Annotated in this window: 17 protein-coding genes; 6 read left to right on the top strand and 11 right to left on the bottom strand. The window is 69.8% G+C overall.

What is annotated here, in order from left to right; all coding sequences use genetic code 11:
- Positions 1 to 84 precede the first annotated feature (84 nt).
- From ACQPXM_RS08520 to ACQPXM_RS08530, 3 genes are read left to right on the top strand one after another with little or no spacing between them, the layout of a single operon-like run.
- The gene (locus tag ACQPXM_RS08520; protein WP_432946545.1) at positions 85 to 726 is read left to right on the top strand and encodes a DUF998 domain-containing protein; all 642 of its coding nucleotides are present in this window, start codon (positions 85 to 87) and stop codon (positions 724 to 726) included.
- A 28-nt stretch (positions 727 to 754) separates the two neighbouring features.
- The gene (locus ACQPXM_RS08525) at positions 755 to 1,126 is read left to right on the top strand and encodes a YciI family protein (protein ID WP_432946547.1); all 372 of its coding nucleotides are present in this window, start codon (positions 755 to 757) and stop codon (positions 1,124 to 1,126) included.
- Position 1,127: 1 nt separating this feature from the next.
- Positions 1,128 to 2,381 carry an RNA polymerase sigma factor gene (locus tag ACQPXM_RS08530; protein WP_432946549.1) on the top strand — a complete coding sequence of 418 codons (1,254 nt, stop codon included), beginning with the start codon at positions 1,128 to 1,130 and terminating at the stop codon, positions 2,379 to 2,381.
- Here the strand turns inward: ACQPXM_RS08530 and ACQPXM_RS08535 are convergent.
- From ACQPXM_RS08535 to ACQPXM_RS08555, 5 genes are all read right to left on the bottom strand, one after another.
- Positions 2,365 to 2,805: an SRPBCC family protein gene (locus tag ACQPXM_RS08535; RefSeq protein WP_432946551.1), complete on the bottom strand. Its 441-nt coding sequence runs from the start codon at positions 2,803 to 2,805 to the stop codon at positions 2,365 to 2,367. The two genes, ACQPXM_RS08530 and ACQPXM_RS08535, sit on opposite strands and share 17 nt — an antisense overlap.
- 2 nt (positions 2,806 to 2,807) lie before the next feature.
- The gene (locus tag ACQPXM_RS08540) at positions 2,808 to 3,137 is read right to left on the bottom strand and encodes an ArsR/SmtB family transcription factor (RefSeq protein ID WP_432946553.1); all 330 of its coding nucleotides are present in this window, start codon (positions 3,135 to 3,137) and stop codon (positions 2,808 to 2,810) included.
- Positions 3,134 to 3,592, bottom strand: coding sequence for an SRPBCC domain-containing protein (locus tag ACQPXM_RS08545; protein WP_432946555.1), 459 nt, complete (start codon positions 3,590 to 3,592; stop codon positions 3,134 to 3,136). The genes ACQPXM_RS08540 and ACQPXM_RS08545 overlap by 4 nt, the downstream gene beginning before the upstream one ends.
- A gap of 123 nt (positions 3,593 to 3,715) precedes the next feature.
- Positions 3,716 to 4,525, bottom strand: a complete 810-nt coding sequence (locus tag ACQPXM_RS08550) for an ABC transporter ATP-binding protein (RefSeq protein WP_432946557.1) — start codon at positions 4,523 to 4,525, stop codon at positions 3,716 to 3,718.
- A complete protein-coding gene (locus tag ACQPXM_RS08555) occupies positions 4,512 to 5,402 on the bottom strand; it encodes an ABC transporter permease (RefSeq protein WP_432946559.1) in 891 nt (296 codons plus the stop codon). Before ACQPXM_RS08555 ends, ACQPXM_RS08550 begins: the two co-directional genes overlap by 14 nt.
- Before the next feature lie 142 nt (positions 5,403 to 5,544).
- Here ACQPXM_RS08555 and ACQPXM_RS08560 point away from each other — a divergent pair, with 142 nt between their 5' ends.
- Positions 5,545 to 7,257, top strand: coding sequence for a metallophosphoesterase (locus tag ACQPXM_RS08560; protein WP_432946561.1), 1,713 nt, complete (start codon positions 5,545 to 5,547; stop codon positions 7,255 to 7,257).
- Here ACQPXM_RS08560 and ACQPXM_RS08565 read toward each other — a convergent pair whose 3' ends face one another.
- Genes ACQPXM_RS08565 through ACQPXM_RS08575 form a run of 3 tightly spaced genes read right to left on the bottom strand, consistent with a single transcriptional unit; the run spans position 7,258 to position 9,823 of the window.
- Positions 7,258 to 7,971, bottom strand: a complete 714-nt coding sequence (locus ACQPXM_RS08565; protein ID WP_432946563.1) for a tyrosine-protein phosphatase — start codon at positions 7,969 to 7,971, stop codon at positions 7,258 to 7,260.
- Positions 7,968 to 9,098, bottom strand: a complete 1,131-nt coding sequence (locus tag ACQPXM_RS08570) for an iron-containing alcohol dehydrogenase family protein (RefSeq protein ID WP_432946565.1) — start codon at positions 9,096 to 9,098, stop codon at positions 7,968 to 7,970. The genes ACQPXM_RS08565 and ACQPXM_RS08570 overlap by 4 nt, the downstream gene beginning before the upstream one ends.
- Entirely contained in the window at positions 9,086 to 9,823 is a 738-nt protein-coding gene (locus tag ACQPXM_RS08575) for a sugar phosphate nucleotidyltransferase (RefSeq protein WP_432946567.1), read from the bottom strand. Before ACQPXM_RS08575 ends, ACQPXM_RS08570 begins: the two co-directional genes overlap by 13 nt.
- A gap of 65 nt (positions 9,824 to 9,888) precedes the next feature.
- Between ACQPXM_RS08575 and galE the strand changes: the two genes are divergently transcribed.
- Positions 9,889 to 10,842, top strand: coding sequence for a UDP-glucose 4-epimerase GalE (gene galE, locus ACQPXM_RS08580; RefSeq protein WP_432946569.1), 954 nt, complete (start codon positions 9,889 to 9,891; stop codon positions 10,840 to 10,842).
- A 141-nt stretch (positions 10,843 to 10,983) separates the two neighbouring features.
- A complete protein-coding gene (locus ACQPXM_RS08585; RefSeq protein WP_432946571.1) occupies positions 10,984 to 11,259 on the top strand; it encodes a hypothetical protein in 276 nt (91 codons plus the stop codon).
- Here ACQPXM_RS08585 and ACQPXM_RS08590 read toward each other — a convergent pair.
- From ACQPXM_RS08590 to ACQPXM_RS08600, 3 genes are all read right to left on the bottom strand, one after another.
- A complete protein-coding gene (locus tag ACQPXM_RS08590) occupies positions 11,249 to 11,998 on the bottom strand; it encodes a class I SAM-dependent methyltransferase (protein WP_432946573.1) in 750 nt (249 codons plus the stop codon). The genes ACQPXM_RS08585 and ACQPXM_RS08590 overlap by 11 nt on opposite strands.
- Before the next feature lie 68 nt (positions 11,999 to 12,066).
- Positions 12,067 to 12,438 (bottom strand): hypothetical protein, encoded by a 372-nt coding sequence (locus tag ACQPXM_RS08595; protein ID WP_432946575.1) that lies wholly within the window; start codon positions 12,436 to 12,438, stop codon positions 12,067 to 12,069.
- Positions 12,439 to 12,527: 89 nt separating this feature from the next.
- Positions 12,528 to 15,677: a glycosyl hydrolase family 95 catalytic domain-containing protein gene (locus tag ACQPXM_RS08600; protein ID WP_432946577.1), complete on the bottom strand. Its 3,150-nt coding sequence runs from the start codon at positions 15,675 to 15,677 to the stop codon at positions 12,528 to 12,530.
- Positions 15,678 to 15,729 lie beyond the last annotated feature (52 nt).

The raw sequence follows: 15,729 nt of genomic DNA on the forward strand, positions 1-15,729 counted from the left end.
GAGCTGGATCACATCCGTGGTGGTGTTGAAGCCGGGTCTGCGACACCGAGGTAGCGGTGACACTTCGACCAGAGGGAGCCCCCGATGACCACTGTCACTGCCACCAGACCGCTCACCCGCCCCCGCGTTCGAGCGCTGCTGACCGCCGCCGCGATGGCCGGCCCGTTCTTCTACGCGGTCGCGATCGCCCAGATGCTGACCCGCGAAGGCTTCGACCTGCGGGTCCACCCGATCAGTCAGCTGGCCACCGGATCACTCGGCTGGATCCAGATGATCAGTTTCGTCGTCACCGGCGCGGCCGTGATCGCCCTCGCGGTCGCCCGCCGCCGGCTGATCACCGAGGGCACCGGCCGCCGCGCGGTCCCGGTATTGCTCGGCCTGTACGGCGGCGGCTTCGTCGTTGCCGGCTTGTTTCCGATGGATCCGCAGAACGGTTTCCCGATCGGCGCTCCCGGCGGCCCGGTCGCGCTGTCCTGGCACGCTGTCGTCCACTCGGTCGGCGCAGCCGTTGCCTTCACCGCCCTCGCGGTGGCGTGTGTCGTCCTGGTGGTCGACGCGATCCGGCGGCGGTCCACGCGGGCGGCCATGGGGCACGGGCTGGTCGCGGTGGTGATGTTGCTGCCGATGTCGCCGACCGAGTCGAGCGTCCAGATCGCGCTGACCGGGGCGGTGGCCTTCACCTGGACCACCATGTACGCCGTACGGCTGCGGCGCCTGGACCGATGACCGAGCGGTTGAACGACCGGAGGACGAGATGAAGTTTTTGCTGCTGAGCTACACCCCGGCGGACAGCTGGGACGGCGAGACCGCTGACGTGCCGTCCGAGGAGGCGCTGGCCGCGTTCGCGGCGTACCAGAAGTTCGAGGCGGAGTTGCGGGAGACGGGGGAGTTCGTCACCAGTGAGGGGCTCGGGCATCCGGTGATGACGACGACCGTGCGCAAGACCGCGGCCGGTGTGGTCGCCACCGACGGGCCGTTCGCGGAGCTGAAGGAAGTGCTGGCCAGCTTCGCGGTGATCGACTGCGTGAGCCTGGAGCGGGCCACCGACATCGTCAAGCGGATGGTCGACGTGCTGGGTGAGCCGATGGAGATCCGGCCGATCATGGGCGACGACTTCACCGCCTGAGATGCCGTCGGCCGAGGAGATCGAGCACCTGCTGCGCACGGAAGCGCCGCAGGTGCTCGGCGCGCTCGTACGGCGCTTCAGCCGCTTCGACACGGCCGAGGACGCGACCCAGGAGGCCTTGCTGGTCGCCGCCCGCCGGTGGCCGCAGGAAGGCGTCCCGCAGGACCCGCGAAGCTGGCTGATCCGCGTCGGCTACCGGCGGATGGTCGACCTGTTGCGCTCGGAGCAGGCGGCCCGCCGGCGCGAGCAGGAGGTCGCCCAGGCCGATCCGGCGATCGTCGACCCCGCCGGTCCGGCGCCGCAGGCGTCCGACCAGGACGACAGTCTCCTGCTGCTGTTCCTCTGCTGTCACCCGGCACTGTCCCCGGCGTCCCAGGTGGCGCTGACGCTGCGCGCGGTCGGCGGTCTGACCACGGCCGAGATCGCGCGCGCGTACGGCGCCGCCGAGCGGTCGATGTCGACCCGGATCAGCCGGGCCAAGCAGACACTCAAGGACAGCGGTGCCCGGTTCACCGCGCCGACGGACGTCCGGGACGAGCGGATCGACGCCGTCAAGCACGTGCTCTACCTGATCTTCAACGAGGGCTACACCGCCACCGGTGGCGACGAACTGGCCCGCACGCAACTCTCGGCCGAGGCGATCCGCCTGACCAGGATGCTGCACCGCTTGCTGCCCGACGACCCCGAGGTCACCGGGCTGCTGGCACTGATGCTGCTGACCGCGTCACGCGACGCGACGCGCGCCGACGAGGACAACCACCTGATCCGGCTGGAGGACCAGGACCGCTCGCGCTGGGACCACGCGATGATCGCCGAAGGCGTCGCCCTGATCGAGGCGGCGTGGTCGCATCGACAGGTCGGCCCGTACCAGTTGCAGGCGGCCGTCGCGGCGATCCACGCGCAGGCGAAATCGGCAGCGGAGACCGACTGGCCCCAGATCGCCGCCCTCTACCTGTGGCTGGAACGGCTGGCGCCCACGGCCCCGATCCGGCTGAGCCGGGTGGTGGCCGTCGCGAAGGCGTTCGGCCCGCAGCGAGGTCTCGCTCTGCTCGACGAGCTGAACCGAACGCACCACCTCGCGCACGACCCACTGGTCCAGCACCGCGAGGCCGCCGTACGGGCTCATCTGCTGGAGTCCGCCGGCGACCTCACTGAGGCCCGAGCCGCCTACCTCGCCGCGGCGGCTCTCACCACCAACGCGGTGGAGCGCCGCTATCTGGAGGCTCGGGCCGACGCGCTCAGTGCCAGTTGCTGATCTGGTAGTCGTCGGGCGACGGCGCGCCCTTGCCGGTCTCGACGTACTCCTTGAGGCTCAGCAGGTACGACGCCCATTTGGTGCTGCAGTGGTTCATGAACTCGACCTCCTCGCGCCAGCCCTCGTGCTTGAACAGCAGCACGGTGTATTCGCCGTCCTGCTTGAGGTCGAAGGTGACGGTGGTGCCCATCCACTCCTCCGGGCCCTCGGCGACCTCCCAGCGGACCTGGTCGGGCTTGCTGTCGAGCACCTTCATGTCGAAGCCGCCCGGGACGAACCGGAACTGGATGATGCCATCCACGTCGGCGTTGCCCTTGGTGTCGGACGTCCACCAGGAGGCGAGGCCGTCGATGGTGGTCAACGCCGGCAGGACGTCGGCCGGGGTGGTTCCCTTGGTGGCGATGCGGTGCAGGATGTCGGGCATGGTCAGTGGCCTTTCTGGCGTTCGATGGATTCGGCGATGCGCTTGATGCGTTGCAGGCGGCGGTCCCAGGTCTGCCCGACGTCGGCCAGTTGCGCCGCGGCCCGGGCCAGTTGCGTGTCGTCGACCTGGTAGCGCATCTCACGGCCCGCCGGGGCGACGTTCACGAGTCCGACCCGGTCGAGTACGCCGAGATGCTTCGCGACCGCCTGACGGGTCACGGGAAGATGTTCGCTGAGGCTGGTCGCCGTGCCGGGACCGTCGTCGAGCAGCAGGTCGAGCAGCCGGCGCCGGGTCGGGTCGCCGATCGCGGACCACAGGTCGTCGTCGATCATCGCGCGACCAGCTTCTCGACGTACGGGCCGAGGCGGGGCAGGAAGAAGTCCCAGCCGTTCGCGTGATCGCGGTACTCCGCCTCGGCGACGGCGAGCTCCAGGCCCCGCTCGCGGAAGCCGGTCTCGGTCAGCTTGAGCGTGGTCCCGGTCCCGGTCGGGACGAGCTCGAAGGTCACCAGCAGCGAGTTCGCCGTGGCGGCCGGCTCGCCGACCGGGTGGGTCCAGCGGAACGAGAACAGCCGCGGCGGCTCGACCTCGATCACGGTGATCTGGACGACCTTCGGGTCGGCCGTGCCCTGGCCGAACACGATCCGGCCGCTGCCACCGGCCACGGCCGGGTAGTCGGCCTCGTCGGGCCACCACTCGCGCACGTGCTCGGGGCTGCTGACCACCTCGAAGACCACTTCGGGGCTGGCGTCGATGTGGATCTCACGCTCGAGGGTGGCGAACTCCATCGGAACTCCCTGTCATCTGCAACGTTTGGTTGCACATCACAGTACTGCGCAACCATTGGTTGCACAACCCTCGAAAAAAGAAACGCCCAGGTCCGAAGTCCTGGGCGTCCCGGCAGTTGAGGCTCAGCGCTTGCCGGTGGCCTCGGCGTTGTAGGCGTCGACGACCTCTTTGACGTCGCCGTCCATCCGCAGCACACCCTTGTCGAGCCAGATCGCCCGGTTGCAGGTGTCCAGTACGACGTCGAGCGAGTGGCTGACCAGGAAGACCGTGCCGGCCTGGTCGCGCAGGTCCTTGATCTTGCGCTCCGAGCGGACCCGGAACTCCGCGTCGCCGGTGGCCAGCGCCTCGTCGACCAGCAGGATGTCGTGCGTCTTGGCCGACGCGATCGCGAACTTCAGCCGCGCCGACATGCCCGAGGAGTAGGTCGACATCGGCAGGTCGATGAAGTCGCCGATGCCGGAGAACTCGACGATCTCGTCGTAGCGCTCCTCGATCTCGGCCGGCGTCATGCCCATCGCCAGGCAGCCGAGCACCACGTTCCGGTCGCCGGTCAGGTCGTTCATCATCGCGGCGTTCACGCCCAGCAGTGAGGGCTGGCCGCCGGTGTAGATCGCGCCCGAGGCCGGCGGCAGCAGCCCGGCGATCGCCCGCAGCAGCGTCGACTTGCCCGAGCCGTTGCGGCCGATCAGGCCGATCGCGTCGCCCTTGTGCGCGGTGAACGTGACGTTCTTGACCGCGTGCACCTCGCGGATCGTCGGCCGGTCCTGACGCTTGAGGATGCGCCGGAACGCGGTCGCCGCGGTGCCCTTGCCACCGGAGCCGGCGGTCACCTTGTAGATGATGTTGACGTGGTCGGCGATCACGGTCGGGACAGCGTCGGACGGCGGCGGGGACGACGCCGACGTCGGAGCTGCCGTCTCAGCCACGGCCATACCTGTCCTCCGCTCGCCAGAAGTAGATGAATCCACCGGCCAGGGCGACGATCGCCCAGCCGATCGCGATCGGCCACGCGTTCGGCAGCGCGTGCTCGGCGTGCGACTCCAGCAGCGCCCGCCGCATGATGTCGATGTAGGCCGAGATCGGGTTCAGCGCCAGGGCGTGGATCACCCAGCCCGGGGCGTCGGCGTCGCGCAGCTTGTCCGGGATCGAGAAGAAGATGCCCGACGCGTACAGCCAGGTCCGGGTGATGAACGGCAGCAGCTGGCTGATGTCGGTCAGGAAGGTCCCGAGCCGGGCGAAGATCAGCGTCACGCCGATGTTGAACATCGTCTGCAGCAGCAGGGCCGGCACGATCAGGAACCAGCGCCAGGCCGGGCCGTCGGTGAAGCCGACCAGCACCAGCAGGATGGCCATCGAGATGAACAGCTGGTTGAGCTCGTTGACCACGTAGGCCAGCGGCAGCGTGGCCCGGGGGAAGTGCAGCGTCCGGATCAGCGACATGTTCGTCGCGATCGAGCGCGAGCCCTCGGTCATCGACCGCTGGGTGAAGGTGAACACGAACATCCCGCAGATCAGGAACGCGGGGTAGTTCTCGATCCCCTTCGCGGCGCCCAGCAGCACGCCGAAGGCCAGGAAGTACACGCCTGCGTTGAGCAGGGGAGTGAGGATCTGCCAGACCGATCCCAGCCGGGCGCCGGCGTAGAGCGCGTACGTGCGCGCGCGGGCGTAGCTGTAGATGAACTGGCGACGGCCCCACAGTTCACGGAGGTAGTCCCGGAACGGCGGGCGTGCCGCGCTCCTGGACAACCCGTAGCGTTCGGCCAGTGCCGCGGCGTCCGCGGTGGAGGCCGACTCGGCGGCGGTTGACATGCGGGCCAATCTACTGGGCGCCGGCCCAGGACCTCACATCGGCGCGCTCTGAACCGTTTCAGCCGGTGACGTTCGGTCGCGGCTCGGCAACAATTCGCCACGGCCCGCGCCGGTGGTCCGGGGGAGCGCATAAGTTCTGCGGGTGAAGGATTCCCGCCCGCACGACCTGTCCGAGCAACAGCTCGGATTCCGCCGCCGGGGAGCCGTTCGCTGGCTGCTGCCGACCGTCCTGGCCAGTGCCGGGCTGAAGGCCGTGCTGGCCGGCATCTTCGGCGCTTACGCCGACAAGCGCGAGCTGCAGAGCGGACTCCCGGCCAAGATCTACACCCACGGCGACGACGAGCTCTGGTTCGACTTCGTCGCCGACCTGGGCGACGGCTTCGACGCGACGTACTCGGTCGCGTCGGTGCTCGCGGCGCCGGAACTCGCACCGGGTGGAGAACTGCGGCTGCCGCGCGGACAGGTGCTGGTGATGGGCGGCGACCAGGCCTACCCGTCCGCGTCCGCGACGGCGTACGAGGACCGCACGAAAGGCCCGTACCGGGCGGCTTTCCCGCGCGAGGGCGAGGTCGAGGACCGGCCGACCCTGTTCGCCCTGCCGGGCAACCACGACTGGTACGACGGGCTGACGGCGTTCCTGCGGGTGTTCGCGCAGAGCCGGCCGGTCGGGGGCTGGGACACCGAGCAGAGCCGCAGCTACTTCGCGATCCAGCTGCCGCAGCGCTGGTGGCTGCTGGCCATCGACACCCAGTTCGACGAGTACATCGACGCGCCGCAGCTGGCCTACTTCCAGCGCGCGACCGCGCAGATGCGCGAGGGTGACGCGGTCATTCTCTGTACGCCGAAACCCGCGTGGATCAAGGCCGGATCGGGCGGCGACGCGCGCGGTTACGACGCGATCCGGTTCTTCGAGCGGCAGATCGTCCGCCCGGCCGGGGCGACGGTGCAGGTGATGCTGTCGGGCGACTCGCACCACTACGCGCGCTACGCCGAGCACGACGGGACCGGGCAGCGGATCACCAGCGGGGGTGGCGGCGCCTACCTGACCGCGACGCACCTGCTGCCGAAGACGCTCGAGCTGCCGCCGAAGACTTCGCGGGTGACCGAGACCGACGAGCACACGACCTTCGACCGGGCCCGGACGTATCCGTCCGGCGACCGCTCCTCGCGGCTGGCGAACGGGATCTTCCGGTTGCCGTGGCGCAACCCCGGCTTCTGGGGCCTGACGGCGTTCCTGCAAACGGTGATCGCGCTGCTGGTGCAGTTCGGGCTGGCTTCGGAACCGCAGGGCGTGTTCGGCACGTTGGCGGTGTGGACACCGGCGGCGTTCGCTGCGCTGGGGACCGTCGTCGGCGGCGTGCTGTTCGCTCGGCTCGGGCTGGAGCGAAGTTCGTTCGCCGCGGGAGTCGCCGGGGTGATCCACTCGGCGGCGCACCTGGCACTGGCCGGCTTCTGGGCGGTGGTGCTCTACCGGTTGGAGGCGACTGCGGCCGAGTGGGTGACGGTGGCGGTCGCCCTGGTCGGTACGCCGGTTGTCGTCGGATTCGTCGACTCGCTGGTGGTCGGCCTCTACCTGCTGATCGCCTGCCGGTTCGGGTTCAACACCAACGAGGTCTTCGCGGGCCAGAGCATCGAGGACTACAAGGGATTCCTGCGGCTGCACATCGACTCCGAGGGCGCGTTGACGATCTACCCGATCAAGGTGCCGAAGGTGTGCCGGAAGTGGAAGGCCAACCCCGAGGGCGCGCCGGGCACTCCCTGGCTGGTGCCCGCCGACGGGCCGATCGTCACCGAGCTGATCGAGCAGCCGATCGAGGTCTCCCGGGCGAGCGTCGCGGCGACCGCGCGGGTCTGACTACTCCGTCAGGCGGGCCTTCAGAGCGGCGATTTGCTCGTCGCTGAGACCGGCCTGACGCAGGTACCCCACCGCGCCGCCGTACGTCGTGTCGAGGTGCCGCAGGATCGCGGTCATCGACTCGGCGCGGGTGTCGCGGAACTCCAGCAGCTCCGGATGCCGCGACTCGTCGGGCTCGGCCGCGAGCTGCTCGGCCATCAACGACGCCAGGTTGTCCCGGGTGAGGAAGTAGTCGGCGACGATCTCGTCCTCGCTGACGCCGGCCACCGCGAGCGCCAGCGCGACCACCACGCCGGTGCGGTCCTTGCCGCCGAAGCAGTGCACGACCACGGCCCCCTCCGGCGCGTCCAGGATCGCCTCGAACACCGCCACGAAGAGCTCGGGGTGCCGGTCGAGCATCTCGAGGCAGGAGTCGACGATCGTGGTCGCCGTACTGGGTGGGTCGGCCGGGTCCTGCAGCGGCAGGTGCAGCCCGATCGGGTGCTGCGTGAACGGCGTCGGGAAGCTGCTCACCTCACCGTGGGACCGCAGGTCGAGCACGCGGCTCACTCCGGCCTGGCGGATCGTCTCGACCGCGGCCGGGGTCAGGTGCTGCAGGCTGTCGGCGCGGATCAAGGCGTTCGCGCGGATCCGTCCGCCGTCCGAGGTCGGCAGCCCGCCGAGGTCACGCACGTTGAGGCACTGCGGCCAGTCCAGGCGCCGATCCGGGGTCATCGGCGTCCGGGATCGCCGTCGTCGGAAGGAGCGTGCGCGACGGCCTCGGGTTCGTCGGACTCCAGCCGCTTGCGGACGTGGTCGTCGAAACCGGCCACCGCGTCCGCGATCCCGGCCGGGGTGAGCGCCGACTCCTCCAGCACGGTGATCCGGCCGGGCCGGGTCTGCGGAGCGTAGGCCACGACCTGCCCGAACTCCTCCAGGTCGAAGCCCAGATCCGCGGGCCGGACCGGCAGCCGGTGCCGGCGCAGGCAGTCGACGGTGGTGTGGAAGGCGGCCAGGTCGCCGCGCAGGTACCACGCGAACGCCGCGCCCAGCCCGACCTGCTCGCCGTGGAACACCCGCCGGGTGGGATGGATCAGGTCGATCGCGTGCGAGATCTCGTGGCACGCACCCGACGACGGCCGCGACGTGCCGGCCACCACCATCGAGATCCCGGACAGCACCAGGCCTTCGGCCAGGGTGGTCACGAAGGCCTCGTCGGCGATGCCGCCCGGATGGTTGAGCACGGCCTGCGCCGCCGTCCGGGCCAGCGAGACCGCGAGCCCGTCGAGTTCCTCGCCGTGCGCGACGTGCGCGGCCTCCCAGTCGGCGATCGCGGACAGGTTCGAGACGATCTCGCCGACGCCGGAGCGGACCGAGCGCGGCGGCGCCTTGGCGATCAGGTCGAGGTCGACGATCACCGCGATCGGCGCCGGTACGCCGTACGAGCCGCGGCCCGCGTCGTTGTCCAGCGTGCTGATCGGTGAGCCGATGCCGTCGTGGGCCAGGTTGGTGGCGACCGCGACCATCGGCAGCCCGAGCCGGGCCGCGGCGAACTTGGTCACGTCCAGCACGGTCCCGCCGCCGATCCCCACCACGGCGTCGTAGCGCTGTTGCCGGATCTGTTCGACCAGCTTGATCGCGGTGTTGATCGTGCCGCCGTCGACGGTGAACCAGTCGGCCTGCACCAGCCCGTGCTCGAAGGTCTTCTGCACGATCGGCCCGTACGTCGGGCCGACCGCGATCGCGACCCGGCCGGACGTCGAGATGCGCTGGTCGGCCAGGACCGCGGCCAGCTCCTGCAGCGCCCCGCGCCGGACGTCGACCACCAGCGGCGTGGTGACGAACCGGGCTAGGAGGGGCATACGATCTCGCGGGCCCGGGCCAGGTCGGCGTGGTTGTCGATCTCGACCCAGTCGACCGCGCCGATCGGGGCCACGTCGATCCGGAAGCCCGCGTCGGCGAGCACCTGGAAGGCGTCCTCGTAGTACTGGTCCGGGTCGTTCTCCCAGGTCTTGCGCAGCGCTTCGGCCAGGTCGCCGGCCGCGGCCGGCTCGATCAGCGTGACGCCGATGTACTCCCCGGTCGCGGTGGCCGGGTCCATCAGCTTGGTGATGCTGCGGACGCCGTGGTCGTCGTGCCAGACCACCTTCATCTCCTCGTCGGCCAGGCGCTTCTCGGTGTCGAGGGCAAGGATCAGCCGCCGGTCGCCGCCGCGCGCGTCGAGCAGCGTGCGTTCCACCGAGACGGGGTGCACGGTGTCGCCGTTGGCGAGCACGACGCCCTCGCCGAACAGGTCGCGGGCGCACCACAGCGAGTAGGCGTTGTTCCAGATCTCCGCCTTGTCGTTGTGAACGAGCTCCAGCCGGACGCCGTACCGGTTCTGCAGGTCGTCGACACGCGCCTCGATCGCGCCCGCGGCGTAGCCGACGACGATCGCGACGTCGGTCAGGCCGACCTCGGCGAAGTTGGCCAGGGTGAGGTCGAGCGGGGTGGTCTCCGCGTCGATCGGGACCAGCGCCTTGGGCAACGTGTCCGTGTACGGGCGCAGGCGGCGGCCGGCACCGGCGGCGAGAACTAGTCCGATCATTGACCGATGATACCGATTCGGACCGGTTCGGACAGGGGGTGCGCCGGACTGGCAGGATAGGCCGCATGACATGGCTGGTGACTGGTGGGGCGGGCTACATCGGAGCGCACGTGGTGCGGGCCTTCGCGGCGGACGGGATCGACGTCGTGGTGATCGACGACCTGTCCAGCGGGAAGCCGGAGTTCCTGCTGGACGGGGTGCCGTTCGTCGAGGCGAACCTGCTCGACACCGACACGGTCCGCAAGACCCTCGCCGGCGTCAGCGGCGTGGTGCACCTGGCGGGCTACAAGTACGCCGGGGTGTCGGTCGAGAAGCCGATGCACACCTACACGCAGAACGTCAGCGCGATGGTGTCGCTGCTGAACGCGATGGCCGACACCGGGGTGCGCAACATCGTCTTCTCCTCCAGCGCGGGCGTCTACGGCACGCCGGAGGACGAGGTCGTCACCGAGCAGACCAAGCCCGACCCGCAGAGCCCGTACGGCGAGACGAAGCTCGTCGGCGAGTGGCTGCTGGCCGACCAGGCGAAGGCCGTCGAGCTGCACCACACGTCGCTGCGCTACTTCAACGTGGTCGGCTCCGGTGACCCGAAGGTGTACGACGCCAGCCCGTACAACCTGTTCCCGATCGTGTGCAACCTGCTCACCCAGGGCAAGGTGCCGCAGATCTACGGCACCGACCACCCGACGCCGGACGGCACGTCGGTCAAGGACTACGTGCACGTCGCCGACCTGGCCCGCGCGCACGTCGCCGCGGCCCGGGCCCTGGACTCCGGCAAGACCCTCGAGCCGGTCTACAACCTCGGCTCCGGCACCGGCACCAGCGTCCGCCAGATCATGGACGCCGCCCGCCGCGTCACCGGCATCGACTTCACCCCCGGCGAGGCCCCCCGCCGCCCCGGCGACCCGTCCCGCGTCGTCGCCTCCGGCGAACTCGCCGCCCGCGACCTGGAGTGGAAGAACACCCACACCGTCGACGAGATGTTCGCCTCGGCCTGGGAGTCCTGGCCGCGGTCCTGAACTCCGATGGACGCCGTCGAGCGCCCGGCGGGCGATCAGTCCGCTGGGCGGAGTGAGGGGCTGGCCGGGCATCAGCCCGACAGGCCGGGTGGGGTGTGGAGAGCGGAGCAGCCTGCGCCCTCTTGTCCCTGCGGTCTGCCTGTGCAGCAGCCCTGGCGGACCCGGGACGCCTCGTACAGCCCGGCCACCTTCATCGGCGGGCTCTTCTGGTACGCCGTGGCGGCGACGGCGTTGCTCGGCGGCTACGCCACCTTCGGCTGGATCCTGGCCGGTGTGCTGAGCGCGATGCTGGTGGGATCGCTAGTCCTGCAGGCGATCCGCCGGCACCGCGGGTTGTGCTGGTTGCGGCGATCGCTGTGGTTCGGGGTCGCCACGCCGGGTCTGCCGGTGAGGGTCGTCGCGGCGTTCAGCTTCTGACCGCGTCGAAGCAGGCGGCGGGGATCGTCAGTGTCACCTCGCCGCGGCGGTTGAGTTCCTGCTCGACGGCGGTCAGGTCTGCGGCGACCTCGTGCCAGGCGTCGAGGAAGCCGAGGCGGATGAAGTAGTGGTTGAGCAGGGCCGTGCCGTCGGCGAAGCGCCAGGTGAACTCGGTCCGCGTGACGGTCGCCTGGAAACCGGCGGACGTCAGGAGTTTCAGCGTGCCGTCGACGGTCGCGCGGTGGGCGAGGTGCTCGTCCAGGGCCCGGTGGTCGTCGAGGGTCTCCCGCAGTACGTCGTAGAACTCCTGCATGTGACCGACCAGGTTGGTGCTGATCAGCAGCCGGCCGCCTGGCCGGAGCACCCGATGGCACTCGGCCAGGACGACCGCCGCGTTGCTGAAGTTGTTGATCCCGAGGTTGGAAACCACCACGTCGACCGACCCGTCGGGCAGCTGCAACGTGGCCGCGTCGGACACCACCAGCTCGACGTCGGTGAGCCCGAGGTACGAGACCTTGCGCCGCAACACATCCATCGCGTCGGCCCAGGGATCGACCGCGATCACCCGAGCGGCCGAACGCTGGGCCAGCTCGACGGTCAGGAAGCCCGTACCGGCGCCGATGTCCACGATCGTCTGACCACGACGCAACGGCACCCGGTCGAAGATCAGCTGCCCGAACGGCGCCGACCACAGCGGCAGCTCGTCGTAATGGTCGGCGACGGCGCGATCGATCTCCACCCCGCCACGCTAACCACCGGCGGGGTGCAGCCGGCCGTCCGCGATCGAGAACGGCCCGACTTGGTGCGTCAGCCTTCGCGCTTCTGGATCCCGCGAGCCATCACGATGCCGGCGGGATTGCTGCTGGTCGCGCAGAAGACCTCCGAGTCCCCGAACCTGCTCGGCCGCATCCACCCGCCGTACACCTTCGTCGCGCTCCAGTTGCAACGGGCCCAGACCCGGAACGTTCCGTAGCCGGACTTGCACATGGCCCACGCCTTGGCCCTGCGGTCGACACCGGTACTGCAGTTGGTCGGTGGCGACGGCTCACGCGCCGAGGCCGGAGCGGCGGACGTCACGGTCAGCGTCCCGATCACCATGGCGAGCAGCAACACCGCGGACGTCGCTCCGCGCGCGCGGCGCGACATCGACACGAACACTCTTCGGACAGCCAGGTTCACGAACGCTCCTTTGGTGGGGCTTTGGACGACGCGAGCCTAGGGGTCGCCGCTGTCGCCGTACTGCCCGTACCGCGCCCGTACCTCGATCGCTAACCACCGGCCGGGTGCAGTTTGACCTCCGCGATCGAGAGTGGATCGGACTGGGACTCGAGCTGGATGCGGACGTAGCGGGCGGTGGTGCCGAGGTCCACCAAAGTCGGACTGCCGGCGACGGCGGTCTGCCGGAGGGCTGTGACGCCGGGGGTGTTGCGGGCTTCGGTCAGTGAGGTCGCGGTGATGGGGGATTCGGACGTGAGAATCCAGTAGTTACTGAGCCGGTCCGAGCAACAGTCGGTGCGGTTGTAGAGCGCTAGCTGGGAGAGCGGCTCGGACTGGCCGAGGTCGACCTGCCACCACGCCTCGGTGGAGGGCTCGGCGGTGTGGGTGACGGAGTTGTCGCCCCAGCTGCCGCTCGTGTTGCCGTCGACGGCTCTGGACGCGTCGGCGTTGTGCGCGGTGGTGCTTTGCGTGGCGGGCTTGCCGCGGGCGACGTTGACGCGCCACAAGCCGGTCCCGGCGCGGGCGCTGAGCTTGCCGTCGGAGCTGGTGTGCTGGGCGGTCAGTGTGAAGTCGCCCTCACCCGAGGCCATCGTCGGGGTGACGGTGAAGCTGGTCTGGAACGGCTTGCCGGGCTTGATGGCCGGCGTCCTCACCGTTGCGGGGGTGACTGTCCAGCCGTCGGGGACGGTCAGCTCCAGGTCGCCAGCGGCGAGGGTTCCGTTCAGCGAAACCTTCACTTCGACAGGTTTCAGGGCGACGGCGGCCGGCGCGGTCAGTTGCAGCTGAGCCTTGGCCCGGACCAGGTACGTGCGCCCACCGGCGGCGTCGAAAGTGATGGTGTCGGCGGCGGTCCGCCGGTAGCCGACAGCTCGGCCGTGCTGATCCGTCAGCGTGAACGGCCCGGCGAAGATCTTGTTGCGCAGGGCAACCTCCCGGGCGCGATCCGGCCGGATCCTCAACTCCGACGCCGCTCCGGACGCCCACGTCGCGCCGATGGTGATCGCGCCACGCGCCCGCAGACCGTCGTACGAGCCCTGGTCGGCCCAGGAGTCCGGCAGCGCGGGCAGTACGTCGACCACGCCGGTGTGGCTCTGCAGCAGCATCTCCGCCACCCCGGCGGTCGCGCCGAAGTTGCCGTCGATCTGGAACGGCGGGTGGGTGTCCCACAGGTTCGTCAGCGTGCTGGTCTTGAGCTGTTCCGACAGCATCTTGTGCGAGTGGTTGCCGTCGAGCAGCCGGGCCCAGAAGTTGATCTTCCACGCCTTGCTCCAGCCGGTCCCGCCGTCCCCGCGACCCTCCAGCGTCTTCACCGCCGCGGCAGCCAGCTCAGGACTCTCGGCAGGGATGATCTGCCGCCCGGGATGCAGCCCGAACAGCTGTGACGTGTGCCGGTGCTGGTCGGTCGGGTCGTCCCAATCTTCCTTCCACTCCTGCAACTGACCCCAGGAGCCGACCCTCGTACCCGGGTCGAGCCGGCTCAGCACCGACGCGAGCTGCGCCCGGTACGCCGCCGACTCGCCGACCAGCGGCGCCGCCTCGGACAGGTTGGTGAACAGGTCCCAGACGATCTGCTGCGGCATCGCGGCACCGGCGGAGTAGTCGCCGTGCTCGGGGGAGAAGCTCGGGCTGACGACCAGCTTGCCGTCGCGCGGATCGACTTGCAGTTCGTCGATCCAGAACGCGGCCAACTCCTTCATCAACGGGTACGCCCGTTCCTTCAGGAACCGCTTGTCCTGGGTGAACTGGTAGTGCTCCCAGTAGTGCTGCGCGAGCCAGCCGCCCGCGTCGGGCATCCAGAACGCCAGCGGGTAGCCGATCACGCCGGTGAAGCCGAACGGATTCGTCTGGCTGTGCACCACCCAGCCATCGGCCCCGAACATCTCGCGAGCCGTCACCCGCCCCGGCGGGACCAGCGCGTCGACGAAGTCGAACAGCGGCGCCGTCGTCTCGCTCAGGTTGGTGGTCTCGGCCGGCCAGTAGTTCATCTGCAGGTTGATGTTGACGTGGTAGTCCGACCGCCAAGGCGGAGTGGTCGAGTTGTTCCACACCCCCTGCAGGTTGGCGGGCAGCGGCGAGTTGTCCCGCGACGAAGCGATCAACAGATACCGGCCGTACTGGAAGAACAACGTTTCCAGCGCCTTGCGCGCCTGGGGAGTCGCCGTGCCGTCCCGGTACTGCGCGAGCAGCTCGTCGGTCGGGACGTCGGGCATCACCTGGCCGAGGTCCAGGGTGACCCGGTCGAACAGCTTGCGATGGTCGGCGACGTGCCGAGCCTTCAGTACGCCGTACGGAAGCTTGCTGGCGGCATCGACTCTGCTGGTCACCCCGGCGTGCGGATCCTTGCCCCGGTACGTCGGGTAGACGTCGGAGTAGTCGGTGCCCGAGCTCATCACCAGGACGACGGAGTCGGCGCCCGCGACGGTGACGGTGCCGTCGGGGTTGTCGGTACGGGTCCCGCCGGTGGTGAGGATCTGGGCCTGCAGTTCGTACTTCAGGCCGTTGTCGAGCAGCGCGCCCTGGACCGTGATCCGGCCGTTCCGGGCGGTCGCCGTCCGGGTCCGGTTCGCCTCGCCGGTCAGGCTCGCGGTGAACCCGATCTTGCCCCGCCGGTCCGCGTCGAGCCGCGCGACGACGACGTTGCCGGGGGCGCTGGCGAAGTACTCACGGGTGTAGCGGACGCCGTCGGCGGCGTACTGGACGCCGGCCAGTGAGTTCCCGAGATCGAGGTGCCGCCGGTACGCCGTGGTTGCGCCCGTCGGCCGCATCGCGAGCTTCAAGTCCAGCAGCGGCTGGTAGTCGCCGAAGCCGATCTCGTTCTGAGCCAGCATGTTCGTGGCGACGTCGGGGGAGACCTTGCGATCGCGGTCGATCATCGCGCGGATGTCGGTCAGCGCCGTCGGCCGTGGAGTGCGCCAGTTGCCGAAGTCGTAGCCCTGCCGCGATCCGGGACCGCCGGTCCACAGCGTCTTCTCGTTCAGTTGCAGGTGCTCGGTGTCGGTGCCGCCGAACACCATCGCGCCGCTGGCGCCGTTGCCGATCGGCAGCGCCTCGGACTCCCAGTCGGTGGCGGGCGCGGTGTACCAGAGCGCGAGTTCCCCGGGGCCGCGCGGTGGCGGCGCGGCTTCGGATGGTTCGGAGGGCAGGGTCAGTCCGGCCATCACCGTTGCCGCAGCCAGTAGGGCGAAACCAGCAGTGCGCATCCGAGCCCCCACAGAGATCCGATGAATTCCGGACACTGTAAGCGGGTGGTCA

Origin of the sequence: Kribbella sp. CA-253562, assembly GCF_050942265.1 — a bacterium.
In the GTDB taxonomy this organism is placed as follows: domain Bacteria; phylum Actinomycetota; class Actinomycetes; order Propionibacteriales; family Kribbellaceae; genus Kribbella.